23 protein-coding genes and 1 pseudogene are annotated in these 24,431 nt (G+C 37.5%); 18 read left to right on the plus strand and 6 right to left on the minus strand.

The features are described from left to right. Positions 1 to 223 precede the first annotated feature (223 nt). Together LQ226_RS10295 and LQ226_RS10300 are read left to right on the plus strand one after the other, a co-directional pair. The gene (locus LQ226_RS10295; RefSeq protein ID WP_231417810.1) at positions 224 to 571 is read left to right on the plus strand and encodes a terminase gpP N-terminus-related DNA-binding protein; all 348 of its coding nucleotides are present in this window, start codon (positions 224 to 226) and stop codon (positions 569 to 571) included. Then, a complete protein-coding gene (locus tag LQ226_RS10300) occupies positions 565 to 957 on the plus strand; it encodes a DDE-type integrase/transposase/recombinase (protein ID WP_231417811.1) in 393 nt (130 codons plus the stop codon). The genes LQ226_RS10295 and LQ226_RS10300 overlap by 7 nt, the downstream gene beginning before the upstream one ends. 191 nt (positions 958 to 1,148) lie before the next feature. Here the strand turns inward: LQ226_RS10300 and LQ226_RS10305 are convergent, their stop codons facing one another. Then, positions 1,149 to 1,295 carry a hypothetical protein gene (locus LQ226_RS10305; protein ID WP_231417812.1) on the minus strand — a complete coding sequence of 49 codons (147 nt, stop codon included), beginning with the start codon at positions 1,293 to 1,295 and terminating at the stop codon, positions 1,149 to 1,151. Between the two features lie 30 nt (positions 1,296 to 1,325). Continuing rightward, positions 1,326 to 2,195 carry a hypothetical protein gene (locus LQ226_RS10310; RefSeq protein ID WP_231417813.1) on the minus strand — a complete coding sequence of 290 codons (870 nt, stop codon included), beginning with the start codon at positions 2,193 to 2,195 and terminating at the stop codon, positions 1,326 to 1,328. A 421-nt stretch (positions 2,196 to 2,616) separates the two neighbouring features. Between LQ226_RS10310 and LQ226_RS10315 the strand changes: the two genes are divergently transcribed. The 3 genes from LQ226_RS10315 (at position 2,617) to LQ226_RS10325 (ending at position 5,198) form a co-directional block, all read left to right on the plus strand. Continuing rightward, positions 2,617 to 3,066 (plus strand): hypothetical protein, encoded by a 450-nt coding sequence (locus tag LQ226_RS10315; protein ID WP_231417814.1) that lies wholly within the window; start codon positions 2,617 to 2,619, stop codon positions 3,064 to 3,066. A gap of 397 nt (positions 3,067 to 3,463) precedes the next feature. Further along, on the plus strand, positions 3,464 to 3,745 hold the full coding sequence (locus LQ226_RS10320) for a hypothetical protein (protein ID WP_231417815.1): 282 nt from the start codon (positions 3,464 to 3,466) through the stop codon (positions 3,743 to 3,745). Between the two features lie 514 nt (positions 3,746 to 4,259). After that, positions 4,260 to 5,198 carry a phospholipase D-like domain-containing protein gene (locus tag LQ226_RS10325; protein WP_231417816.1) on the plus strand — a complete coding sequence of 313 codons (939 nt, stop codon included), beginning with the start codon at positions 4,260 to 4,262 and terminating at the stop codon, positions 5,196 to 5,198. 150 nt (positions 5,199 to 5,348) lie between these two features. Here LQ226_RS10325 and LQ226_RS10330 read toward each other — a convergent pair. From LQ226_RS10330 to LQ226_RS10340, 3 genes and pseudogenes are all read right to left on the minus strand, one after another. Beyond that, positions 5,349 to 5,558, minus strand: a pseudogene (locus LQ226_RS10330) (transposase); the annotation flags it as partial. Positions 5,559 to 5,804: 246 nt separating this feature from the next. Then, the gene (locus LQ226_RS10335; protein WP_231417817.1) at positions 5,805 to 6,422 is read right to left on the minus strand and encodes a hypothetical protein; all 618 of its coding nucleotides are present in this window, start codon (positions 6,420 to 6,422) and stop codon (positions 5,805 to 5,807) included. Between the two features lie 15 nt (positions 6,423 to 6,437). Further along, entirely contained in the window at positions 6,438 to 6,692 is a 255-nt protein-coding gene (locus tag LQ226_RS10340; protein WP_231417818.1) for a hypothetical protein, read from the minus strand. A gap of 750 nt (positions 6,693 to 7,442) precedes the next feature. On the opposite strand from LQ226_RS10340, the gene LQ226_RS10345 reads away from it, so the two are divergent. Both LQ226_RS10345 and LQ226_RS10350 read left to right on the plus strand, forming a co-directional pair. Beyond that, positions 7,443 to 8,177, plus strand: a complete 735-nt coding sequence (locus LQ226_RS10345) for a transposase (protein WP_231417819.1) — start codon at positions 7,443 to 7,445, stop codon at positions 8,175 to 8,177. Between the two features lie 101 nt (positions 8,178 to 8,278). Further along, the gene (locus LQ226_RS10350) at positions 8,279 to 9,808 is read left to right on the plus strand and encodes a YifB family Mg chelatase-like AAA ATPase (RefSeq protein ID WP_231417820.1); all 1,530 of its coding nucleotides are present in this window, start codon (positions 8,279 to 8,281) and stop codon (positions 9,806 to 9,808) included. A gap of 582 nt (positions 9,809 to 10,390) precedes the next feature. Here the strand turns inward: LQ226_RS10350 and LQ226_RS10355 are convergent. Continuing rightward, the gene (locus LQ226_RS10355; protein WP_231417821.1) at positions 10,391 to 10,540 is read right to left on the minus strand and encodes a hypothetical protein; all 150 of its coding nucleotides are present in this window, start codon (positions 10,538 to 10,540) and stop codon (positions 10,391 to 10,393) included. Between the two features lie 20 nt (positions 10,541 to 10,560). Here LQ226_RS10355 and LQ226_RS10360 point away from each other — a divergent pair, with 20 nt between their 5' ends. The 11 genes from LQ226_RS10360 (at position 10,561) to LQ226_RS10410 (ending at position 24,286) form a co-directional block, all read left to right on the plus strand. Next, on the plus strand, positions 10,561 to 11,331 hold the full coding sequence (locus LQ226_RS10360; RefSeq protein WP_231417822.1) for a metal-dependent hydrolase: 771 nt from the start codon (positions 10,561 to 10,563) through the stop codon (positions 11,329 to 11,331). Between the two features lie 212 nt (positions 11,332 to 11,543). Beyond that, on the plus strand, positions 11,544 to 11,834 hold the full coding sequence (locus LQ226_RS10365; RefSeq protein ID WP_231417823.1) for a hypothetical protein: 291 nt from the start codon (positions 11,544 to 11,546) through the stop codon (positions 11,832 to 11,834). Between the two features lie 450 nt (positions 11,835 to 12,284). After that, positions 12,285 to 13,136: a hypothetical protein gene (locus LQ226_RS10370; RefSeq protein WP_231417824.1), complete on the plus strand. Its 852-nt coding sequence runs from the start codon at positions 12,285 to 12,287 to the stop codon at positions 13,134 to 13,136. Next, the gene (locus LQ226_RS10375; protein ID WP_231417825.1) at positions 13,137 to 14,627 is read left to right on the plus strand and encodes a hypothetical protein; all 1,491 of its coding nucleotides are present in this window, start codon (positions 13,137 to 13,139) and stop codon (positions 14,625 to 14,627) included. Positions 14,628 to 15,083: 456 nt separating this feature from the next. Then, positions 15,084 to 16,502: a J domain-containing protein gene (locus LQ226_RS10380; protein WP_231417826.1), complete on the plus strand. Its 1,419-nt coding sequence runs from the start codon at positions 15,084 to 15,086 to the stop codon at positions 16,500 to 16,502. A 15-nt stretch (positions 16,503 to 16,517) separates the two neighbouring features. Continuing rightward, positions 16,518 to 17,987 (plus strand): AAA family ATPase, encoded by a 1,470-nt coding sequence (locus LQ226_RS10385; protein ID WP_231417827.1) that lies wholly within the window; start codon positions 16,518 to 16,520, stop codon positions 17,985 to 17,987. A gap of 3 nt (positions 17,988 to 17,990) precedes the next feature. Beyond that, positions 17,991 to 18,881: a nucleotide exchange factor GrpE gene (gene grpE / locus LQ226_RS10390; protein ID WP_231417828.1), complete on the plus strand. Its 891-nt coding sequence runs from the start codon at positions 17,991 to 17,993 to the stop codon at positions 18,879 to 18,881. A gap of 18 nt (positions 18,882 to 18,899) precedes the next feature. Further along, positions 18,900 to 20,630: an Hsp70 family protein gene (locus LQ226_RS10395; RefSeq protein WP_231417829.1), complete on the plus strand. Its 1,731-nt coding sequence runs from the start codon at positions 18,900 to 18,902 to the stop codon at positions 20,628 to 20,630. Positions 20,631 to 20,645: 15 nt separating this feature from the next. Beyond that, a complete protein-coding gene (locus tag LQ226_RS10400) occupies positions 20,646 to 21,926 on the plus strand; it encodes a tetratricopeptide repeat protein (protein WP_231417830.1) in 1,281 nt (426 codons plus the stop codon). Further along, positions 21,927 to 23,189 (plus strand): J domain-containing protein, encoded by a 1,263-nt coding sequence (locus LQ226_RS10405; RefSeq protein WP_231417831.1) that lies wholly within the window; start codon positions 21,927 to 21,929, stop codon positions 23,187 to 23,189. A 200-nt stretch (positions 23,190 to 23,389) separates the two neighbouring features. Then, the gene (locus tag LQ226_RS10410) at positions 23,390 to 24,286 is read left to right on the plus strand and encodes an HNH endonuclease (protein ID WP_231417832.1); all 897 of its coding nucleotides are present in this window, start codon (positions 23,390 to 23,392) and stop codon (positions 24,284 to 24,286) included. Positions 24,287 to 24,431 lie beyond the last annotated feature (145 nt).

Genomic DNA, 24,431 nt, shown 5'->3' on the forward strand with positions numbered 1-24,431 from the left:
AAGGCAGAAGTGGAATACGGCGAGGAGAGGGGATAGTGAATTGACTAAGAGGAAGGTGGTTAATAATTTATTTAGTAAGTTGAATAATGCTATAGAAAAGGAGGCGATGCTCTTTGCACCCTTTTTCGCTCGACAGAATTGGAAACTGTTTGATCACTAATGACCTCCCATCCGTTAAAATAAGAAAGCATGGATTTAACGGATGAAGTGGAGGATCAGGAAGGTGAGTAAATTAGAAACCATCGTTGAGGTACATCAATTAAAAAGGCAAGGATTTAAAGTGGCAGCTATTACACGGAAGTGCAACCTATCTAGAACAACAGTCTATGAATACTTAGAAAGAGATTTTGAAGAAGCATTGGAGTGGGTGGAGATTTTGAAAACTAGATCAAGAAAACTAGATCCTTACCAGAAACAAATCCTCTCATGGTTGAGAGAACACCCGGATCTATCAGCTTCCCAGATTTCATACTGGTTGGAAGAACGATGTTCTTTCTCAGATGTAGGAGAAAGCACTGTCCGAACGTATGTGAGGGAGTTGAGAGAAAAGCATACATACCGAAAATGTTGACCTATCGTACGTACGAAGAAGTTGAGGAATTACCCCCAGGTCACCAGTTACAGGTGGACTTTGGGGAAGCGAAAGTTGAAAAGGCAAATGGGAAGTGGGACAAAGCTTATGTCATAGCCTTTGTTCTTTCACATTCGCGATATAAGTATGCAGAGTGGCAAGAGCCCCCTTTTACTACACGTGATGTTTTGCGTTCTCATGAGAACGCCTTTGAGTTTTATGGAGGAAGAACAGAAGAGATTGTTTATGACCAGGAGAAGTTAATGACCGTAAGTGAAAATGGTGGAGATATTATCTTCACTGAAGAATTCCAAGCTTACAAGGAGCAACGAGGATTTTCCGTTCAGGAAGCACAGGGACGGTTCCCGTGCTTCTTTTTTAGTTGAGTTTATTGTATCGAAGGAAGCGCTAGAACCGTCCCTCCCTGCGCTTCTTAGAAGGAGTAGAACAAATTTTAGTTGAGTTGCTCCTTCTCGTTGAAAAGACATTTTCTCTTATTCCAGTGGTTCTCTTGCTCCCAGAGAGAATCGCATAAAATGAAATCTTTATAAGAAACCTACAGCATATATCCGCTTTTTCATAAATTATTTAAATCATCATAGTATTTTTCACTATATATTTTTTCTTTTTCATGCTTATTCTGTAATAAAGCTATTTCTTCTTCAAAGTCAAGCTTTTTGGCCGTCTCACTCATAAATTTTGCTACCACTTCCACCATAGCCAAAACATGGACCTTCCAAGTTCCATCGTGATATCAGTTGCGATTAAAAGAGTTATATAAGCACTTATAAATGGTTTTATCATCTTCTGATACAAATACATTTGTTATGAGTATTCCTGCTTCAGCAACAATAAGTGAGAAAGAAGATTCCAATTCTTTAATTTCACATCGAATTTCATTCCTCATTGCGATATTATTAACATCGTATTTAGCGGAGCTTTCACTTAGTATATGGATTGGTACTCTAGACCTTCTTTCGTAGTCAAGCGTATATTCCTTCATTCTTTCCCGACCTTCATTTAATCCTATATAACCGTATTTATTAGTAAAGTTTATAACAGTATTCAGATTAGAGTTAAGTTCTTCATTGTCCTCTTTTTGTATTAAGTTATTAATCTTCTTATCAGCCCCCAAAAATATATCATTTACCTCATTCATCCTGTTTGGAGAATATAAGGTAACAGTTTTCGTGGACCCATTAAAATCCGAGAAATCTATTACCAATGTCTCTATTTTGGGTTCATCGTATGTAATTCTCCAGCTCCCAATTACACTTTTAAAAGGAATAGTCAATTTCCCTCCGACCTCTATATACCCTTCATCTTTATTTAAAGTTAGTTTATAAATTTTACTACTATGTCCTATTAGTTGTCTAAAGTTCACTTCACCAGCTGCCTCTCTGAATGGATATTGAATAACTCCTTCGAATTCGGGTCTATTGTTTTTTACATATTTGTAGATACCATAGCCTATATATATAGCTAGAGGCAAAGCCATTATGGATAAGTATTTAACAATATAATAGTCATTAGGAACATTTAGCAATAAATTAATTTTATTTCCCGAATAACCAACTACGAACAGCATAATGACTATAAATATAAACGATAAACAACCTTCCAACGTATCGCCTCCCCTTTGATCATTCAGTAAGTTTTATTTTAACATATTTATCCACTAACCACTTTTGGATTATGAGTATTCATAGGATAGTGCGTAATACTTAAAGGGACCGTTCCTGTGCTTCTTTTTTAGTGAATTTTCGATTTTAGTGAATCACTAGAACCTTGCCCACGCTTCTTCCCAATTCTATTTTAGAGTTTACACCCATTGTCTCTTTAGCAATATTTTGAGTGATCTCTAAATAAGGTTTCCAGTTTAATAGTTAAATTTTCTGGTTTTCATGGAAATTTTGTTTATTTATGATACCAGAGTTATATTCCCTAGGGATGAGATGGTGTAACTAAAAAAATTTTAAGATAAAAATCAAAGAAGACTAAAAAAACAAGGGAAAACAATTTGTCAAGGAGGAAGGATAGTAGAATTGATTGTTCTATATAAGGGGGAGTATTATGGTTTTTTTGATATAGCAAAAGCTGTTGCAGGAAAACTAATCGATTCCGCAGAAAATACACAACAAGAATTACATATTAGGTTTATTCTTTATAAGAGATTTTTTAATTTAACAGTATATAAAGGTGGGATGAAAGTGTCTAATATTAACAAATTTAGGGGATTAATTAGTGAACAAGGGTTGGAAGAAGGTCAAAATCAAGATGGGAGTCATTTCTTTAGAACGGAACATAAAATGGAAAATGACGGCTCTATCGTATTAGCTGTTGCTTTTGATTCCAATGAAGATATGGTTGATGTTTTTGGTTTTGATGTAGCCAATTTTACTGATCCATTGAAAAAAGAGTCCTTACATAAACTGCTAAATGAAGTGAATAGGGTCTTAGATTTAACACGTTTTATGAGGAAGATGTTAGAGTGAGTATCTCAGCTGGATTAATGTTTGAAGAAAACTTTAACCCCAATGTAGTCACCCGACTTTTAATCATGAAGTAAATGCTGCAGAACAAATATATCCTAAGTTAATGAAATTAATGTGGGCATAACACACTAGTGCAGTGGCATATGGAAAATGTAGGGTTCGCGTGGACGGTTCCCTTGCTTCTTTTTTTGAAGGGAATATTTCGGTTTAAATGAAGCGCTAGAAACATCCACGCGCTTCAATATATCAGTGAGTAACCCAAAATAAAATAACTAAGAAATTAAGGTGAAATTCAACAATTTATAAGCGTGTAAATGTCTTTCTCTCCCGTGAATTAAATCCTTATTTATAATAATATCGGGGGGAGGATAAACATATCTTTGAAAGTGGGAATGGCATGAAACTTTATGACATCTATATCGAACATTATATTGATGAAAATTATTATGATGTATATATCCATCATGGAGAAGGAACAGATGAATTAGTACATCCAATAGAAATAAAAGAGAATCTATCTGGCATAGAAGCACGTAAAATTACTAACGATTTTTTAGCCAGATATTCGTTGGAGGGAAGGGTTAGAATCAATATTGAGGTATATGAGGAAGTGGTTAATTTAAAGGATATTAGAATCCTTACTGCAGAGGAATTTAATCATTTTTTCAATAATAGTTAGCAAATATGGTGAAATCTAATAACAATGGTTTCAGAGGAAGCACTAGAACCGTCTCTGCGCTACGCATGGTAGAATAATTGGTATATCAGAAGTACCACGGGGACGGGGCCGTTGGCACACATCGAACCCTTTGCGATGGTCTAGTGGTATGTTATTGAAAGGTTTGTCTTTTGTCATAATGGTTGAAGGAATTATTGTAAGAAGCACGGGTACGGTTCGGGACCAGTGAAAAAGTCAAATAATCATAATGAAGAAGCAAATCACCTACTGTATATAGATGGTTTGCTTCTTTTTATATCTGTATTTTGAGGTAAGTGTGCAGCACTTTTATAAAATAAGTACTTTTTCACTGGTTTTGGACCGCCCTCGTGTTTCTCAAAACTGTAATTGGTGTTTGTTGTATACAACTTATTGGGGGGTATTAAAACCTAAATTGGTTATAATATAGTACATAAATATCAAGTGTTACTTAATGTTTCGTCTTTATCTTATAAAAGAATAGGAGGAATAAACGATGACAATTGAGGCGTATTTTGCTAGACCAGGAAGCTCTCATGAAATTGCTGAAAGAGTTGCTACAGATATTAAATACTCGAAGGAAAGATTATTTATAGCTATGTCTTTTATAACTGATAATGATTTATTGAAGGAGGTATTAGCTTGTAATGCTCAAAAGCTTGCTATATTTAATGAGGTTAACATTGTCAAAAATGAAGAAAAGGATAATTCAGCTAGAGAGGTATTTCTCCAATTAAAAGGAATGGGGATCGCAGTTAGTTTGGGTACTAATAATCATAAGTATAATTCACTTATGCATCATAAATTTATCATTATAGATGATATCTTGTGGGTGGGATCTTATAATTGTTCTTCGTTATCTAAAACAAAGCATTGGGAAAATATGATTAGAATTAAAGATAGAAGTATAGTAGAAGAATTTTTAAGAGAATTCCATATAATGTATAGATTGGGTGAGACAAATTTAAATTTAGTATTGGATCGTGATAGGTGTCAGGTATGCGAAGATACAATATTTGATCCATTAGAACATTTTTCAATATCTGGTCAATTTACATATAGCATTATTGAAAAAGGGGAAGTATTCTTTAACAGTGCAGGCGGCTATTGCTTTTCAGCCGAATACGGTTCTGAAGATGAAACATACTCCTCTAAGAAATATTTTAATTACAATTTACAAGCTACGTGTATAAATGGTGTTAGCAATTTAGGATTGAGTCAGGGAATATGCTCTGAGTGTGAAAGACTTATACCAAGAAATGAATTAACTGAGATTTCTATAAATGAATCGTATCAAATGCAGCCAACAAATAATATAGACATACCTGATATGACCTCTAAATATAAAAAGGAGTTGGAACAAAAAAAGTTTTGTTTAAGATGTTTTTTTAAGACTTTAACAAAGGAAAAGGTTAAATATACATCACTAGCATAGGAAGAACGGGGACGGTTCGGGACCAGTGAAAAAGTCCCTTTTACTGGAAGCGCAGTAACTAGATGTGGTTAATTTTTACTTTTTATTTTGGTTTTTTATAGTAAAAGAAGCATTTCAGAGGATTTTTGTTCTATATCCTCTGTTTTCTTATGATACTAGGGCTGCTATTCTTTTTATATTAACTGCTATGTCTGCTAACTTCGATTGTTTAGACATACTTAATAGACCATACCCCCTAGCACGGGATAGGCCATGGAACCTTTTGAGCTCAGCGTTCTTTCCTTCGATTGAAGCTCTTTTTTTATATTTTTCTTTGAATTCATCTGTTTTCTGATATTGGGAATGTTGATAGAACTGAGTAGGAAGTACCACGGGGACGGGTCCCCTGGCACAAATAAAGCTACTGCTATTTGGGAAGTAAGCACATGTGGATCATTCTTTTCCCGCGGTGGATCAAAAAGATGGCAGAAGTGGAATACGGCGAGGAGAGGGGATAGTGAATTGACTAAGAGGAAGGTGGTTCATAATTTATTTAGTAAGTTGAATAATAATATAGAAAAGGAGGCAATGCTCTTTGCCCCCTTTAATCACAAAACTTCTAATTCTTTATTTTTTTAGAGAAGAAGTAACGGCAAGGGCTGCTAATAAGCGATTTCGTTCATCAGAACTCTCTAAGCCTTCTTCTATAATATCAAGTGAGCGAGGTAATAGAGCTTGAAGTTTTTCATTCGTATTTACAGCTACTTGACTACTAGATTCATTGATGTGGGATAAAAAAAGTTCAATGTGATCTGTGAGGTTTGCTAAAGCAAGTCTAGAGCGTAGAGATTTCTGTAGTACAGCAGGAAGAGATTCTTTCAATCCGAGTGGTTGCCCTTCGTTTAAAAAACGCACAGCTCTTTGCTGGAGCATTAATTGGGGTTCGTAATCATAATCACCTGTAATTTCTGCCACATAGAAGTGGTCTTGATAAGGGAGGATGCAATAGTCCCCTGCCTTCATCAGAAAGCGAAAATTGTAGAGTAGACCTACTTTTAAGTTAGCATCTTGTGGTTTTAATCCTTGGTGGTTAACATTTTCCCTAATATCCTCTCTGTTTTGGCACAGACTTAGGTCTCCGATTTCGTTCCAACCTACTTGGATAATTTCGTTCTTAATAAAATAAGAAATTTTATCAATACCACGTGGGATTGGGCGCACCAACCATAACTGTCTATTTTTCATTTAATACCTCTCCTTTTATGGTAAATTAAATAACGTTTGATGATAATAAGTCAGTTTTGTAGTAGTTCTTCGGCCTAATTTTGCTTGTATAGCTTTTGGGAGTTGTTTTAAGTTTCCTTCTAGAGGCGTAACAGAAGGAAGTTCCTCACTCACACTTTTAATCTCGCGGTAATGTCTTTCGGTCTCGTGATCATAATTGTAATTACTGGTAATCTGGCGTATAGCGTAATTGTATTTGTTAATAATCAGTACATAATCCCCAGGTTTCATCTCATGTGAAATTCTAATGTGTTCGGTCTTCTTGGGAAGCACAGGGACGGTTCCTGTGCTTCTTTTTTTAGTGAACTTTTTCGGTTTTAATGAAGCACTAGAACCGTACCCGCGCTTCCTATGCCCTAACGATGTGGCTTATTTATTACAATGAAGTTGGCAAAAGGTATTATGCTATAATCTAAATCTCAAAAGGAGTTGCAGATGAAAGGTACAATCTACTCAACTTTGTGGGTCATTTTTATAGGAGGAGTCATATCTTTATTAACCCTTAACGACGTCCATTGGTCACCTATATTAATCTTGGTACTTCTAGCTTCTATATTTAATGTCATTTTCGGTATAGTAACAATCATCAAGGCATTAGATACTGCTCATATACCCCTCCTAACTAGTGGATTCCTTTTGTGCCTTTTATGTTCATCATTAGAAATTGGGAACTTTTTCTTAATTAGCTTTTAAGTACCGTGGGGGCGGGTCCCTTGGCACACGTTGTGAGGGGGTGTGAACCCTTGGAATGATCTGGTGGTATTTTATTGAAAAGTTTGTCTTTTGTCATAATGGTTGAAGGAATTATAGGATCTACATAGAATTATTAGTATGAACAACCCTCGAATTGCAACCTCATTTTCATTAACTCTCTTTCCTTAATTTTATCCTTTTATTACGCATGTAAAATGAACCGGTGGACCTGTCCCCGTGGTAAAGCGAGGTGATTTTTATTTGCCGCGAAGACCAAGGAAGAAAAGCTTGAATGGTGTCTATCACATTATGTTGAGAGGGATCAATCAGCAGACCATTTTTGAAGAGGAGGAAGATCGGAGTCGATTTCTTGAGACACTTAGATGTTATAAGGATGTTAGTGGCTATAAACTCTATGGTTACTGTTTAATGGATAACCATGTCCATCTCTTGCTAAAGGAAGAAGAGGAGCCGGTGTCACTCGTGTTGAAGAGAATAAGTTCAAGCTATATCTACTGGTACAACATGAAGTATGATCGATGTGGTCCGTTGTTTCAGGGCAGGTATAGAAGTGAGACTGTTGAGGATCCTGCTTATTTTATTATTGTGCTTCGCTACATCCACCAAAACCCTCTTAAAGCAGGTCTGGTGAAAAGTGTGTGGGATGGGAAATGGACCAGCTGTAAGGACTATGTGCAGGAAAAAGAAACATTTATTGATAAAGAACGAGCTTTACAGTTGTTCTCTGATGATTGGCGGAAGGCCATTCAACAGTATGTTGAATTTATGCAAAAGGAAAATAAAGATCATTGCCTTGAGATTAATGGAAGTGCGAGGATAACTGATCAGCAGTTACAGGAGCAATTAAGAAATATGGGCATCCCGAGCAGTAGTTTAATTCAGAAATTGAACCAGGTAGATAGGGATGAAGTATTGAGCAGAATTAAAGAAATAGATGGCGTGTCTATTCGGCAACCATCTAGAGTAACAGGAATCCCTAGACGCGTGATTAACCGTTTATAGGATCCACATTTTTATCCACATGAATCTCCATATTCCCCCTCATACGTCTTATCCATTTTCTAATCAGTAAGTTTAAAATCGTAGAATCAGGAGGTGAAGCGATGGCAGTAGCCATTCAAAGTATCGGCCTAAAAGGAATTGAAGGCTATCCTGTAACCGTAGAAGTCGAGAAGCTAGACGGCGTGGAGTCAGTTGTGGTGGCCGGCTTACCCGGTGCTGCAGTAAAGGAGTCAAAGGAGCGTGTGCTAGCAGCTCTGAAAGGTTTTGGTATTAATTTTACCGATCGAAGGGTAATCGTGAACTTATCGCCTGCCGAGGAGAAGAAGCACGGCCCGATGTTTGATGTGGCCATGGCCATTGGCATTCTTAAGTGTTTCGGTTCACTGAAGGGCGTGATTCCAGATGATACAGCGTTTATTGGCTCCCTTTCGTTGACCGGAAAAGTTCAGTCGATCCGAGGTATTCTTCCTGCGATCATGTCAGCGAAGAAACTAGGGATCAAGCGTCTTTTTATCCCTTATGATTGCAGTGTGCCGATACAGGAAATTGAAGGGCTTGAGATTATCTACGTCGAATATTTGATGGAACTCGTCGATCATTTATCCGGAGGAGGCGATTTGTCTCTTGTACCTCCTATGACTGAGTTGGCTCTGGACAATGGTTCTTTTCCTGGAGTTGATTTCAAAGAAGTCATAGGGCAGGAGAAGGCGAAGCGTGCGCTTGAGGTTGCGGCTGCAGGTGGCCACAACGTTATGATGATCGGTCCGCCTGGTTGTGGGAAGAGCTTGTTAGCTGAGAGTTTCCCTTCGATAATGCCAAAGTTAGAACTAGAGTCACAGCTTGAGAATATAAGTTTATATGAGCTCGCCAATACCTCATTATCCTCACTAGGAAGGCCACCCTTTCGCTCCCCGCACCATTCCGCATCCGCAGTTTCCATCATTGGAGGCGGTTCAAACCCCACGCCTGGTGAAATTTCGTTAGCCAATCATGGCGTTCTTTTCTTAGATGAATTAGCCGAATTTCCGAAGAAAACGCTCGATATGCTACGTCAGCCGCTTGAATCCGGACGCGTAACCATCAGTCGTGCCCAAGCGACCGTTACGTACCCGGCCAAATTCCTGCTTTTATCCGCCATGAACCCATGCCCTTGTGGCTACCTTGGCGCCACGACCCATTACTGCACCTGCTCCCCCAAACAAGTTCAGGCTTACCAGAACAAAGTATCAGGCCCTGTTCAGGACCGCATTGATATCATCCTTCATTTAACCCCAGTAAATCTTCAGCAACAAAGGAAAGAAGACGCTACTAGTTCCTCAGATATTCAGAAACGAGTTCAAGTAGCGCGTGATCTTCAATATAAAAGGCACGGGAAAGTGTGCTGTAATGCTGACTTGTCTATAGAAGAAGTACGTACGATGATCCCTTTAACAGAGGAGCAAAAGTCGTTTCTTCAAAACAGAGCGGTGAAAGAGAATTGGAGTAATCGTGTACAAATGAAGATGCACCGTCTGGCCAGGACCATTTCTGATCTGAGAGGTGAGGAAGCGGTGTCGGATGAGGCGTTGTGGGAGGCGGTTACGATGAGGAGGGGGAATAGCGGGTTGGTTAAGAAGAAGGTGGTTAAGTAAGTGATTGTGAAATAAGTTATACGAGGAAGAAGCTCTGGGACCGCCTTCTGCTTTGATAGACACAAAATTTGCAATCCCCATCCACAAGAATAATGAACAAGCTCCCAAATACATTATCGCTGGTAGTACAACATTTATCCAAACACTAAAAGTTTCTTCTTCAGGAAAAATGTTATCAACACTTAAAGAGATAAACTGAGATAAAGGAACATGAGACAAATTAATTGAAAGCTTATGTGCGATAAAAGCCAACATGGAACAAGTTAAGATCACTATTAATGGAACGACATTATTATTAAAAATTCTTTTTCCTACCTCTAACATATACCCCCCCCTTCTTTATCAAAGACAATGTATGCAATATGAGAATGAAATAGGACAAAGGTATAGGTAAGCTTTAATTCCGGTTATAAATTACAGCTAATCTCATAAATATAAATATTGCAATTAGATCTAAAGGAGTAATGGTTTATTGGAAGGAGGGAAAAGGTTGAAAACAAATTACTACTTGAATGTGCAACTCTTCCTAATTGCTTGAGTCGTTCAACTAAGACTGTGGTGTACATGTTAGATCACCATCCTCTAGTTGATCATAAATTTGAAGAGAGCGTTGCTCTGCTGATCATTTCCAAATTGATCAACTTGATCAACAGTCAGAGGCGCTTGCAGACCTGCAAGAGCGGATGTATGAAAATACATAACTTTTAAATGAAACACGTAAAGTTGTGTCATAAAAAAAGGAGGGGTTGCATATGCAGCTTACACGGTTAGGGCACGCGATGTTTCTGTTTACAACTGAGGAGGGGAAAAAGTACTTGGTGGATCCGTTTTTTGACATGAATCCAGGCTGTCCAGACGAATACCGAACAGAAGCCTTTTTCCGTTCATTGGACGGGATTTTGTTAACGCATGGACATTTTGATCACACGAGTGGCGTGGAAAAAGTATTGTCTACGAATCCTGAATGTCAGATCATCGCACAATATGAGCTGGCTATGATTCTAATGGGAGAAGGGATCCAGAATGTATTCCCTCTAAACTTCGGGGGCGCGGTTGAGCTTGATGGTGTTGCAGCTACCTTGGTTCCAGCCAAGCATACATCAAGTCACGGAGAAACCACAGGGAACTTAACGTATGCAGGTGAAGCGGCAGGGTATGTACTTAACTTCACAAACGGCCCCGTTATTTATCATTCTGGGGACACGGCCTTAATGGCGGATATGAAATGGATTCAAGAAGTGTATCAGCCTACTATTGCAATCTTGTCCTCCTCGGGTACATTTACGATGGGGCCGAAGGAAGCCGCGTATGCGGTGGATAACTTATTAAACGTGGAGGTTGTTATCCCTAGCCATACATTCCCGACAAGGGAACAGGCACCCGCTCAGTCTGACTATGATGCGTTATCGGAAGCATTTCCGATTGTTGGGTTTATGGAAAATAAAGACCATGAAATACTTCAGTATGTAAAAGGGAATACCCGCGTTGTGGTGATGGGATACGGGGAGACACAGAAGTTTTAAAAAAAGCAAGGAAGCACGGTTCCCGTGTTTCTTTTTTTAGTTGATTTTTGATTTTTAGGAAGTGTGAGAACCGGCCCCGCCCTTCCGGAGTTTCTACACTCTATATCATGTAGGGAGATGGGAAATTGCATCCCTAAAGAAGGAAGAAAGTCCTGGTACGGAGAAGCAATACATTGTTACATTTTTATTTTTATTAAATATGATTTATAGGAGTGATAAATCTGGCACCAAGAGAAAATAATGTTCATGAGTTTTGGGATAAAATCAAAGTGCCTTCCAGCCATGGTAAGGACATTAATTATGTAGTTAGTTATGGTTTAGTAGATTGGGATGATAATGTTGAAACTTCGCGACCAGCAATATTCGTGATGATGGAATATGGAGGTAATTTGCATAGACAGTTAGTAGCGCATATTACAACGGACAAAAATTCAAACGGAACAACCGATTTTGAAGAAGTTATGAAGGCAATAAATACGCTAAAAGAACGACATAATTTATAAAGTTCTTACTTTTAAGTGCGGGAAGCGCGGGGACGGTTCTCGTGCTTCCTTTTTAAATGAATGGTTACGGCCACTTAAAATTACCGGCCTCTCCATATTTGTACCCACAAACGCTATATACTTTCTAGTAATCGATATATTAGTTATTCTAGCTAAAATACTGGATTTATGAGGTAAGGTTTATGAAACCGTGAAATAAAGTAGTTATGAGACTACAAACAGCTAGATTTAATATGGATAATAATTTTTGGAGGAATAATGGGGGGAGAGCCAGGGATATTCCTAATTTGGTGTGCAATCCACCCCTTCATATAAATAACATTAAATGACAAGAGTAATGTGTAAAAATATTCAAAATAAACTACTTTATGGTGAAGTTTTATAGTAAAATAGTTTCATGAATAATAACCTATACATTTTACTATAACGAAAAAGAAAGAGTGTTAACCTATGCTGAATAGTACATTAAAAAAGGAAGCTGTAGAGGAACTTAAAAAGGCATTTAATCAATACGAAAGGTCTTCTAAAGCACTACAAAACAATGCGGTAAAACTACATAATACTCGGTCTTTTGGTGTAGGCGTTATCGAAAAAGTAGAAACCTATATAAATACATTAGCCAATACTCCTAAGGAATTTGGAAAAAGCTTTGAACAAGTTCAAGTCAACCTAACCACTTTTAAAGCACTAAGCGAAATTACATATGATGAAAAAGAAATGATAAAGGTAGCTGGCGGGGGGACTGCGACAGGTGTAGGTGCAGGTGTTGCTACAGCTGCGCTTGCCCCTTCTGCAGCTATGGCGATTGCAACGACTTTCGGAACAGCTTCAACAGGTGCGGCCATCTCTGGTTTATCTGGAGCAGCAGCAACTAATGCCGCATTAGCTTGGCTAGGTGGTGGTGTTGCAGCAGCTGGAGGTGGAGGCATGGCAGGAGGAAGTGCATTGCTCGCACTAGCAGGCCCAGTTGGTTGGGGAATTGGTGCTGTAAGCTTAACAGCCGGAGGGATTTTTGCAAGTAAAAAGAACAAAGAAGCTGCAATTAAAGCTGATAAGGAAAGAGTTGAGATCGTTAAAGCAACAAAAACGTTTAATGCTACAACTACTGAAATAAAAAGCTTAAAGTCTTCCACTGAATCGTTAGCAACAAAATTAGAGCAAAGTTTGATCTCTTTTATTAGTGAAAACAGGGAAGTAAAGTCTTTTACATCTTTCTCTAAAAGCGAACGAAATAAGTTAAGAGCGATAATAAATAACACAGAAAGTTTGTCACAGCTATTTATGAAAGAGGTTGGCAAATAGATGGCGGCAAATGTTTGGAAGGATCAAACCTTTGCTGTTGGGGTAGATGGATTTAATCAATGGAAACAATACAGTATAGGTAAACAGATAGATGATTTAGTAAGAGAGAAATTACAAGCTCAGCATCAACAAAATTTGAACTTTGAAAATGCCCTACAACAAATGATGAACATGCGTCACTTCTTATCAAAACCAGAAAACATATTAGGTTCTGAACAAACGAAACACGGAGAAATTGCAGAACATTTAGAAGTTAATGTACGTAACGCTTGGGCGGTTTTGAAAGGCCAAGAGAAGGTGGCTACTTTTGATGGAGTTGGGCGAACTGCCCAGGAAGATTTTATTTTAAACGGATTAAAATATCAATCAAAATTCATCAATGGTACCAATAATACACTTGAGGCTGTTCTAGAGCATTTTAATAACTATCAAGATTTTACTATGAATTATTCGATCCCTAAAGAACAGTATGAAATCGTTAGAGCGATTAAATCAGGTCAAAACCCAGATTACTTAAATGACAAATCGATAGGTGCAATAATTCGAAAAGTTGAAGAAATTGAAGCCCAAACTGGGCGTACTTTTCAAGATGTCGTAAAACCATCTGTATCTGATTATAGTGAAGTACAATTGGGTAAAGCAGGTGAAACGGTCTCAAAACATCAAGACTACATTGTAGACGAAAACCAACGTATGCAAGATGATATCCAAAGTGAAGCAGAAAGAAAACGTAGTATTATTGAGGCTAAAAGAGGAGCTTCTATTGGTGAGGGTGTAAAAGTTGCAGGGACTGCAGCGGCAGTAGCAGCCTCGTTAAATACTATAACAGTAGTCTATAATAAGGTGAAGAGTGGTAAAAAAATTCAAGAGTTCGATAAAGAAGATTGGACGGAAATTGGTTTGAGTTCTGCAAAATCAGGTACTAAAGGTGGAGTAACTGCTGGAAGTATCTATCTTCTAACAAATTTAACTACTCTATCTGCGCCGTTTGCAGGGGCTGTGACAAGCGCTTCTATGGGATTATCTTCGTTAGTGACAGATTTACATAGTGGTGAAATTAATATGGATGAGTTCGTTACCGAAGGGCAGGTCTTATGTATTGAAGCTGGCATAGCTGCTACGGGTGGTGCAATTGGGCAGACGTTAATTCCGATTCCAGTCCTGGGGGCTGTTATAGGTACAGTGACTGCTAATTTTGTATGGGGATTTGCTAAAGACAAATTAGGGGCTAAAGAACAGGAATTAAAGAAAGTGTTAAATTCTTACACTCATTCAATTCTCTCTAGTGTAGATGATGCTTATCATGGAATCATCAATAAAATTAATACTGCATATGAGCGTTATAATTCAATGATTGAAGCAGCATTTGATTTGAATGCAAATTCTGATGTTTTAGCAGCAGCTTCAGTAGATTTAGCTGTCGAATTAGGTGTGGGGGAAAATAAGATATTACGTAATGATGACGATTTAGATGCGTTCTTCTTGAATTAATAGATTAGGCGTAAGATGATTCTTTTAGTATAGGAATTAATAAGGCAGGAAAGTAGAAGAAATAAACGTAGCAAAATATAAAGGTGTTATTCGTTTTAAAATTTGAGTAATGCCTTTCCTCGTAAAGTAACACTTTAAAGGTATATCGCTATATAAAGCCATTAGCAAAAAGTTTATATAAAATTATGATTTATATCCACTATAACTTGGATCTAACTGGCAATTGATTAAGCCCTAAAAGCAGGAGTTCTTATATTAGAACTCCTGTTTTTATTTATGTTAGTCTCCTGGGGATTTTTATGTTTAGAATCGAATTTTTAAACCGAACTTCATATATTTCGATTCCCCGAACAAGTCAAATAATACTACGTAAATTACATTTATTTGAAATGAAGGTTTAATTTTTAGCGGATAAATCAAAAAAAGATGCTGAAATAAGTAAAAAATACCATATTCGTGTCGATAAAAGGGATAGGGGATGGTACTATTAGCACTCATTATGAACGACTAAAGATAAAAGAAAACGCTACACAAAAAGAAATTAAACAAGCTTACTTTACATTAATACGTCAGGTTTCTAACGAGGTAAACCAAGAAGAATTTCAATTAGTTAGAGAGTCTTATGAAGTGCTTTCAGATCTAGATAAGAAAGCTCATTATGATCAATTTTTGTTATATGGGAATGATATAGAGCATCTTAATGAGCTTGGAGAACGTCTTTATATGGAGGGGGATTATGAAGAGGCAATAAGACAATTAAAAAAAATACTATTAATTATCCCAGGGGCTGAAAATCCTAGACACTTAATTGCAAGGGCCTATCACAGACTAGGGGATTACCCGAATACCTCCAAACACCTTAATAAGCTGATAGATGTCTATTTCAATAACTCCGTCTATTTCATCGAAGCGGCTTATGTCTACTTAAAGGACGCCAAAGTATTGGAAGCAAAGGGCATTCTCGTGAAAGGGCTCACCCATCACTCTGAAAACTTAGAGTATTTGATGGAATACTGTGATCTCATGATGGAAATGCAAGAATATCACCAAGCGTTCACCTTGTTGTTCGAGAAGGTGGGTACGTTTTCAGAAGTTCAGAAATCATTGGTATATGGAAAGTTAATAGAGGTGAGCGTGAAAAGCAGGAATAAGAAAAGTTTAGAACAAGTGCTTAGGCAGTTTTGGTACGAAGCCCAAAAATCATCTTCTAGAGAGTTTGAAGACCGTAGTCTTCAGACAGCCAATAAATTGTTTGATAAAGGTGACTATGAAGCAGCCTATCATCTAACTCAGTCATTGGGGAGTTTTTTGCCTAATCATGCAGGACTTAATCAATTGAAGAATGATGCTGCGGCATTTTATGAATTCGATTCCATGGTAAACCACACTAAGATCATTCCTGCTCTAAAACGATATTTCATGTATTATTTGTTTTCTCATGAACTGGATGAGCATGAGGCCCATAAGCAGAAAGATGAAGTATTTGATGGTTTAGAACTTTCGTACAGATATGAACCAAGGGAAATGGAAAAGTCTATAAAGATTATTAAAATTAAGTACCCTACCTTAGCACTTGAAAGAGAAAAACTGCTCAACCAGTTTTTAAACTTATGTTATAACTCCATTCAGACTCATACCCAGTATGAGCAGTTAAAAAGAGATTCAAGGGTAATAGAACCGATTTTCCGTCTTGTTGCTCTGTATTTGTCGAATGTGGAACAATCTGAAAGAACCTTTTATTTTAATGAGATTCTTGACGCGTTATCAGAGGAAACGATCAGGGATGTCGAGTATTCAGTATTAATTGTTAAGAGAGATTACATATCATTATATGAGTTGAATACACAATTTTTCGATCAATTGTTGAATGGATAAGGAGGGAGAGGATATTTGAGAGACTTAAATCTTCACTACCTAATGGATGCTTATAATGACCTTCATAATGAAATGGGCATTGCATTTGTTGATAGAGACTTAGAAGCCATTCACTACAACTTTCTTCGTTTATACCGGTTAGCTAATAAATTGGAAGACTACCATTTGAAAGCTATAAACCAGGGAAATATGGATTTTCGTATTACTTTTTATAGGCAGCTAGCTGAATGGAAGTCAAAACTTGCACACTATTACAATGATACAGGCGATTATAGAGCGGCAGAGCGTGAATGGTTCTCCATATTGTCTTTTCCTTACTTAAAAGCGGAATATTACATACAGTATGCTCATTCTGTACTTCAGAATAATGATTTATTTATACATAAGAACATAGAGGACAACATGAACATGATTAACGAGTTCAATGTACATGAAGTGTTGTTTGGTTTAAAAAGGGCAAAATTTTCTCTTAAAGCTGCAGCTAATGCAGAAGAGTCTACAAATGAAGAAGCGATAACTAACTTCCTAAATTGGTTGAATTTGCTTGAGAAGAATATAAACGACTCACCTGATCTATTGAATGCGGAGTTGAAGCAGAGGGATAAGGTAACGCTCGAAAAGTCATTACAAGAATTACATTCCTTGATAGGATTGCCATTCGTTAAAAGTAAAATGCAAGAAATATGTGATTGGGTGGAATTTAATAGGTTAAGGAAAGAAGAAGGTTTTAAAGCTGAGATGATTTCGCTACATATGATATTTAGCGGTAATCCTGGTACTGGGAAGACCACTGTTGCTAGGTTAGTAGCTAAAATATATCAAGCTCTTAATGTTTTAAATAAAGGGCACTTAGTAGAAGCAAGTAGAAGAGATCTAGTTGCAGAATACGTAGGTCAGACCGCTCCTAAGACGATGAAGAAGATAAAAGAAGCTGAAGGAGGGGTTCTTTTTATTGATGAAGCTTATTCTTTGGTGCGTTCTCAAGGAAATGACTTCGGAATTGAAGCGATTGACACTCTGGTTAAAGCAATGGAAGACCAGCGTCATAATTTAATTGTTATTCTTGCTGGGTATCCGGAAGAAATGGAAAACTTTATACGATCTAACCCCGGCTTACGTTCTAGGTTTAAATACAATATTCATTTCCATGACTATAGTATACAAGAACTCTTGCAAATTCATGACCACCTTCTTCAAGAACGAGAGTACAAAATTGAAAAAGAGAATTGGGATCTGGTTCAAGAGATCCTTACGGTGAAGGTTAGCCAAAGTACAGAGGGGCATGGGAATGGGAGAATGGTTCGTAATTTAATTGAAGAAGAAGTTCTGATTAAAGCTTCTGAAACAGTGCAAGATTATAGAAATGGTGAGGAATGTACCTTAGATACAATAGATCGATCAATCTTACTGAAACTATTACAAGAACAAAAAGGGGTTACTTATGATTCTGGATCGAACTCTCTGCTTCAGAAAATGGGTGATTAGAAGATGAAAAAGATAGAGTTATTGGTGGATTTTGGTAATGAGCAAAAAAAGGCTAAAGGAAGTAGGAATCCCTATAGTTTCTTTGTTGGCTACACGAAAAGGTTGTTTAATTGGAATCTAGTGCTAGCGTATGAAAGTTTTAATAGAAATATGAGTGATTTACTGGAGAGTTTAAAAGTCGAGGTAGGTAATGAAGTGTATTATCCTCAATGGAATAATCAAATGGAAAAACTTCAAAAATCTATGGAAGATGGATTTGAAGATTTGATTCAAAGGTCGGGTGATGAAGAGAATATGGAAGAATATAAACAAATTATAGAGGAAGAAATTTTGAATTTGGAGCCTTTGGATTCTTTGGACACCACGAGTGATGGCTTGGTAGAACAAACTGAAATCGCGACTTACATTCAAGAGATTAAAGGTGAAGTGAAAAAAGGAAATAGAGTATCCATGAAGCTAATACAAGAACTGCAAGATAGCATTCTGGATCTTGCGAAACAATCTTCTAAAGAAGACCAAACATTTGTTGAAAATGAACAAATTCAATGGAAGGAAAAAACAGAGGGGTTTATAAATCTTGTTATAGAAGGTTACGATGCTATAGATCTGATTTATCGCTCTGCAGAGAATTCGGGTTTAACTCAGTGGCAACAACATATTGAAGGTGCTCGGGGAAAATATCTCAACCAAATGAATGAACTTGGGGTTGAGGAAATTACTGTACTCGGTCTATTAATAGATGGGGAAAAGATGATCAGTCTTGGGACTGTTCCCCCTGATCAGTACCCTGAAGTGGATAAGTATCATGTTGCCGAGGTACTTCAAGCAGGCTTTATTTATAAAGAAACAGGTGACGTGTTAAGAGAAGCTAAAGTTAAAACAGTTTATTATTAATAGGAAGGATGAATAAATATGGCGATGATCGGTATTGACTTAGGAACAACAAATTCAGCGATGGCTTTTTTGAAGAATGGGCAGCCAGAAATTATTACAAATAGCAATGGAGGACGAACTACTCCTTCAGTTTTTCAAATTGATGCAAAAGGTGAAATTAAAGTAGGGCCTATAGCAAAGAAAGAGTACCCGAGTTTTCCTAAAGAAACGGTTTTAGAAGTTAAACGTTCAATGGGCGAAGATAAAACGTTGAGTGTTGGTGATAAGGAATATCGTCCTGAAGAAGTTTCGGCTCACATACTTAAGTATTTGAAGTCTTCTGCTGAGGAACAACTTGGCGAACCGGTAAATGAAGCAGTGGTTACAGTTCCAGCGTATTTCTCAGATTCTCAACGTAAAGCAACCCAAAAAGCTGGAGAGTTGGCAGGGCTGAAAGTTGAGCGTATCATAAATGAGCCTACTTCAGCAGCGATTGCCTATGGACTAGACCATATGGACAAGGACCAAAACATCCTTATTTATGACTTAGGCGGAGGTACTTTCGATGTTTCTCTTGTTGAAATCTTTTCAGGGGTAGTGGAAATAAAAGCAACGGCTGGGGATAATCATTTAGGTGGGATGGACTTTGATCAGCTGATATTTGATTGGATTATCGATGAAGTGAAAAAGGAAGAAGGCGTTGATCTTCTGGCGATTGGTGATGAGCAGGTAAAAGCTAGAATTAAAGCAGAAGCAGAAAATGTGAAGATTGCATTATCGAGTCAATCTACAGTGGCAATCAACCTTCCTTTTATTGCTATACATAACAACGCTCCTATTTCAATTAATCTGGAAATGAGTCGAGCTAAGTTCGAAAAGATGGTCAAGCCATTGGTAACAAAGACGATTGAAAAAGTGGACCAAGTGCTCAATGATTCCTCTTTCGGTATGGCTAATATCGATGAGGTGCTTTTAATAGGGGGTTCCACACGCATTCCGTTAGTAGTTGAAATGGTTTCCGAAAAGTTTGGTAAGAAACCTAAGAAAGATATCAATCCTGATGAAGCAGTGGCTCTTGGCGCTGCCGTTCAAGGTGGCATAAAATCTGGTGAAATCTCGAGTGAGAGTGGACTTATGGTCATTGATTCTTGCCCATTTGCACTAGGAACAGAAGTGGTGAGAGAAATTGGCGGGCAATTTGTTTCAGGATATTTCGATCCGATTATTCCGAAGAATAGTACAGTACCAATTACTAAAAGTAAAACGTACTATACGGTTCGTGATAACCAAACTGAAGTCCAGATTTCCGTTTATCAAGGAGAAAATGAGGATCAATACACAAGCCAAAACAATTTGCTTTCTGATGACATCGTTTTATCGGGTATTCCCCCACGTCCTGCTGGAGAAGAGATGATTGAGGTTCAGTTCTCTTATGATATTAACGGAAATGTGCAAGTAGAAGGAACAATCTTAAGTACCGGTAAAAAAGTAGAAGATATTGTTCGCACTCAAACAGGCGTTATGTCTGACCAAAGCGTCGCAGAATCTAAAGCTAAACTTTCAAGTGAATGGAAACAATCAGATATGTACGAAGAAGTTCGACATGTAATCAATCGAGCTGAAAAAGTTGTTGATGAGGTAGAAGCTGATGAACAAAAACGAATAGAAGACCTTTTATATAAACTGAAACAAGCTTTGAAAGAAAATAATGTAACTCTTGTAAAGAGGTATGAAGAAGAACTAACTGACATGCTTATTGAGCTAGTGTAAAAAGGTGGCTTCTTTATGGACAAACATGTGAATCAATATAATGAAGCTATTCATTTGCTGAAAGAGGAAAGATATCTAGAAGCTGAGACCTTGTTGGCTCCTCTTCATGCTCAATATCCTAATGAACCTTCTATTAGATGGTCATTAGGATTAGCATATGCTTTAATGGGATATCCCCAAAAGTCTGTAGAGTTATGGAAAGGTATTCCTCTTCGCAATGAATATCCGATTGAAAGAATGGAAGAAGAAATAAGAAAAAATGAAAGTACCTATAATGAAGCAATACAAGCTTATAACGATGGATTGATCTATCTGAAGCAAAAGGATCCTGATAAAGCTAATTTGTTATTTCAAAGAGTACTTTCCATTGGGGAGAAAATCATTCTCCCCTTTCCAGTATATAAAGCGGCCGTTCTTCATCTGCTGCATAGTGATAGATATGTTGAAGCCGAAAGTGTAATAGAAAATTTACCACCTCATTGTGTGGAAGATCCTCAACTCCATACCTTACGTGAAGTGGTGAATACGGCAAAAGTGAACAAGAAATCCGATTATGCAACTAAGAAAGAATCAAAATCACCATTTTACAAGGGTAAAAGAACCCTCTATGTCCTTGGTTTAGCATCTTGTCTCGCCCTTGGTTTTTACACCACTACCCTCTTCTCGGGAGATGTGGTTGCAAATGAAGATAAGCGATTGCAAGAAAAAATTGAAGTTTTAAATGAAGAAAATCAATTGCTAATGGAACAAAATACAACCCTCGAAGTTGAAAAAGGGGAACTGAAAAGCTCGATTAAAAATTTAAAAGTAACGGATTCGTCTAAAAATGCTAAAAATCAAGCTGACCAATCGGTTAAAGAGGTAATAAATCAAGCAGGAATGAATGTGAAAGACATATACGATAAAGCTAGTATAAAACTTTATCGGAAAGGGTTAAGTAACTATCAACATGGGGACTATGCTTCTGCAATTACAGAATTAAAAGAAAGTTATAGCCTCTCCCAGGACAGATATTATTCAGATGATGCTCTATACCATCTCATCGTTGCTATGGATTCAACTAATATAGAGGTTATGGAGTATATCAATGAATTCCTTGAATCAAACAACACTTCTTTTATTGAGTCTCCATATCGTGATGATCTTATACTTCTTAAGGCGAAAAATATGCTAGTGGCAGAAAAAGAACGCTCTGCTGAAAAGGTTTTGGAAGAGTTGGTTATGAATTATAAAGGCGAGTGGACAGCAGGAAGAGCGGAAGAATTACTAGCAGATCTAAGAGAAGGTGATTCATAGATGGCTCAAGACTATTACGATATATTAGAAGTTTCTAAAGATGCTACCCAAGATGATATTAAAAGGGCATATATCAAGGGGCTTAGAAAGTATTCAAATGAAACTCATCCTGAAGAATTTAAACTAATACGAGAAGCTTATGAGGTTCTGTATAATGCAGACAAGCGAGAGAAGTATGATCAAAGATCGCAACAGGATACCTATTATGAGGATCAAATGGAAATAGTATTAAACTATATGGAGCATTCGAATTTTAAAGATGCTCTTAAAATTTTGCTTAGATTGGAAAATCGTTACTCCAACGATGTGTTTTTACTTCAACAGAAAGCCATTTGCTTAATTCATTTAAAACGTTTCCGAGAAGCTAAAATAATAGCTCAATCCTTGCTTGGAAAGGACCCTAATAATATAGATACTCTAATCATAATGGGCACAGTTTATGAAAACTTAGAGGCATTTCCAATGGCGGTACCTATATTCAAGAAATTAATAGATCTTCAGCCAGATGAAGCTGGTTTTCGACATCGTCTATCCTTCGCTTACAGTGAACAGAATGATTACAGATCTGCCCTCGACGTGCTAGAAGAATATATATATGGTCGGTCAACGCACGGCGTGGATGCTGTCCCCTTATTAGTAGAAATGATTTATCTTAATATTCTTCTAGATCAAAAACCAGACCATGATGATGTAGTGGATATATTAGGTGACTTGTTCCTCCATTCACCAAATGAAAGAACAGCTGCTATAAATATTGTAATGAATCATGCAACTAATATTGGCTCAGAGCATTATGTATTCAAGGATCTCATTTCGACAGTTGAGTTAATGAATAGAGGTAAGGACCCTGAAGTAAACGATTGGTTAAATGCCAGTTATGAGAGTCTTAATCATAATTTAATATACTACCCGCAGAAGGAAAAAACGCCTTCATATAGTAAGGTTAAGAAGGAAGGTACCCCTTCGTACAATAATGCTCAAAGGGAAAGGAATTCATCCTATGATCAGGCTCATCGGGATGAGACAGCTTCTACTTATGCCGCTGATTTATCAACTCCTGATGAATATGGCTCTATTGTTATATCTATTCTAATTGGATTGTTTTTTACAGCGACCTATAATGTTGTTTCCGGATTTATCCTTGGGTTTATGTGGTATCTTTTCGCGCCAAAAATCAAGTCTCTTATAAAGACGATATTAAATTTTGTTGGATGTCTCCTTTTAATTTTAGTAGTGATTGCGTTTCTCTTCGGTTTTGGATAAATAAGCAGTATAAGAACTTAGGTAACTACGTACTCTTAAGAGTCGAAAGTGTTAACTTTCGACTCTAGTTTTTTAGGGGCTAATGAGTTTATCTACATTCAGAAATAGGTCCAACTTCTTGTATACACATATCTTGTAGAACGGTTGTTCAGCAAGTTTTTTTTAATTAGTCATTCTGCTATAAAAATGGAGGAAAAACTATGGGGTTATTTCGTAAAGCAGGCAAAGGAATAGGAACAATCGGTGGCGGTGTAGTAGGCGGAGCCACTAAAATAGCGGGAAAAGCAGTAGGAAAGAAATGGAGCAGAACGGGGGAATGGATTGAAGATGTAGGAGATCAAGTCCAAGTTTCTACTAAGACGGCTTTAGATAACGCTGGACAGTTTGTAGACGGGGCTGTCCAAAGTACATATGGTTTAGTTAAAAAAGATGAATATTACAAACAACAAGGATTCTACGATCTTAAAGACTCCTCTGGTCGTACGATTAAAGGAGTAGGTTCAGCTTTAAAATACACAGTCGTTAACGTTGGAGAAACCTATAAAGGAATACGTAGTGGAGATTGGGTTCAATCGGCTGAAGGTCTGAAAAATGTAGGGAAAGTTGTGGCCGTCTCAAGCCTGGCAATAGGAGTTGTGGATATAGTAGATGGTCCTGATGCGGTTATAGCTGATGAATTAGATACTAGAAATGATGGACTTATGGGAACAGAGCATCCGGAGACAGGAGTTCCTTTTGCACAACATGAGATTGAACTGTCGAATGGAGAGATAGTAGAAGGAACTTTTCCTGTCTTTGAATCAGAATTTAGCGCAATGATTAACGAAGATCTTTACCTTGCGAGTGATGACGTGCACTTTACTGTAGCCAATGATACCTTACTACAAGGTTTACAAGAAAGCCCTGGTTTAGCGAACCAATTAAATTTGGACCAGTTGGATCTTCAAGCTCTGGCACAAGGTGAAACTCCCGAAGGCTATACATGGCATCACCATGAGCAGCCTGGCGTGCTTCAGTTAGTGGATGAAGAAGTTCATGAACAGACGGGCCATACGGGCGGCAGATCGATATGGGGAGGGGGAAGTGAGTATCGTTAGGGTTTATTGAGGTGATTAGTAGTATTATTTATTGGATTTTTGAAAGGAATATGCAAAAACACCTTCGAATGAGAACTTTTAAAAAAGTGTCTTGTTTCGAAGGTGTTTTACGTTACTGCTATTTATACACTCATTACTAGGGAAT

This window comes from Pontibacillus sp. HN14, assembly GCF_021129245.1.
Classification (GTDB): domain Bacteria; phylum Bacillota; class Bacilli; order Bacillales; family BH030062; genus Pontibacillus.

Coding starts and splice junctions, on each gene's coding strand:
- LQ226_RS10400 (WP_231417830.1), top strand. CDS start 20,646: ATGGACAAACATGTGAATCAATATAATGAAGCTATTCATTTGCTGAAA.
- LQ226_RS10335 (WP_231417817.1), bottom strand. CDS start 6,422: ATGAAAAATAGACAGTTATGGTTGGTGCGCCCAATCCCACGTGGTATT.
- LQ226_RS10300 (WP_231417811.1), top strand. CDS start 565: ATGTTGACCTATCGTACGTACGAAGAAGTTGAGGAATTACCCCCAGGT.
- grpE (WP_231417828.1), top strand. CDS start 17,991: ATGAAAAAGATAGAGTTATTGGTGGATTTTGGTAATGAGCAAAAAAAG.
- LQ226_RS10370 (WP_231417824.1), top strand. CDS start 12,285: ATGCTGAATAGTACATTAAAAAAGGAAGCTGTAGAGGAACTTAAAAAG.
- LQ226_RS10360 (WP_231417822.1), top strand. CDS start 10,561: ATGCAGCTTACACGGTTAGGGCACGCGATGTTTCTGTTTACAACTGAG.
- LQ226_RS10355 (WP_231417821.1), bottom strand. CDS start 10,540: ATGACACAACTTTACGTGTTTCATTTAAAAGTTATGTATTTTCATACA.
- LQ226_RS10350 (WP_231417820.1), top strand. CDS start 8,279: ATGGCAGTAGCCATTCAAAGTATCGGCCTAAAAGGAATTGAAGGCTAT.
- LQ226_RS10325 (WP_231417816.1), top strand. CDS start 4,260: ATGACAATTGAGGCGTATTTTGCTAGACCAGGAAGCTCTCATGAAATT.
- LQ226_RS10340 (WP_231417818.1), bottom strand. CDS start 6,692: ATGAAACCTGGGGATTATGTACTGATTATTAACAAATACAATTACGCT.
- LQ226_RS10320 (WP_231417815.1), top strand. CDS start 3,464: ATGAAACTTTATGACATCTATATCGAACATTATATTGATGAAAATTAT.
- LQ226_RS10395 (WP_231417829.1), top strand. CDS start 18,900: ATGGCGATGATCGGTATTGACTTAGGAACAACAAATTCAGCGATGGCT.
- LQ226_RS10405 (WP_231417831.1), top strand. CDS start 21,927: ATGGCTCAAGACTATTACGATATATTAGAAGTTTCTAAAGATGCTACC.
- LQ226_RS10375 (WP_231417825.1), top strand. CDS start 13,137: ATGGCGGCAAATGTTTGGAAGGATCAAACCTTTGCTGTTGGGGTAGAT.
- LQ226_RS10410 (WP_231417832.1), top strand. CDS start 23,390: ATGGGGTTATTTCGTAAAGCAGGCAAAGGAATAGGAACAATCGGTGGC.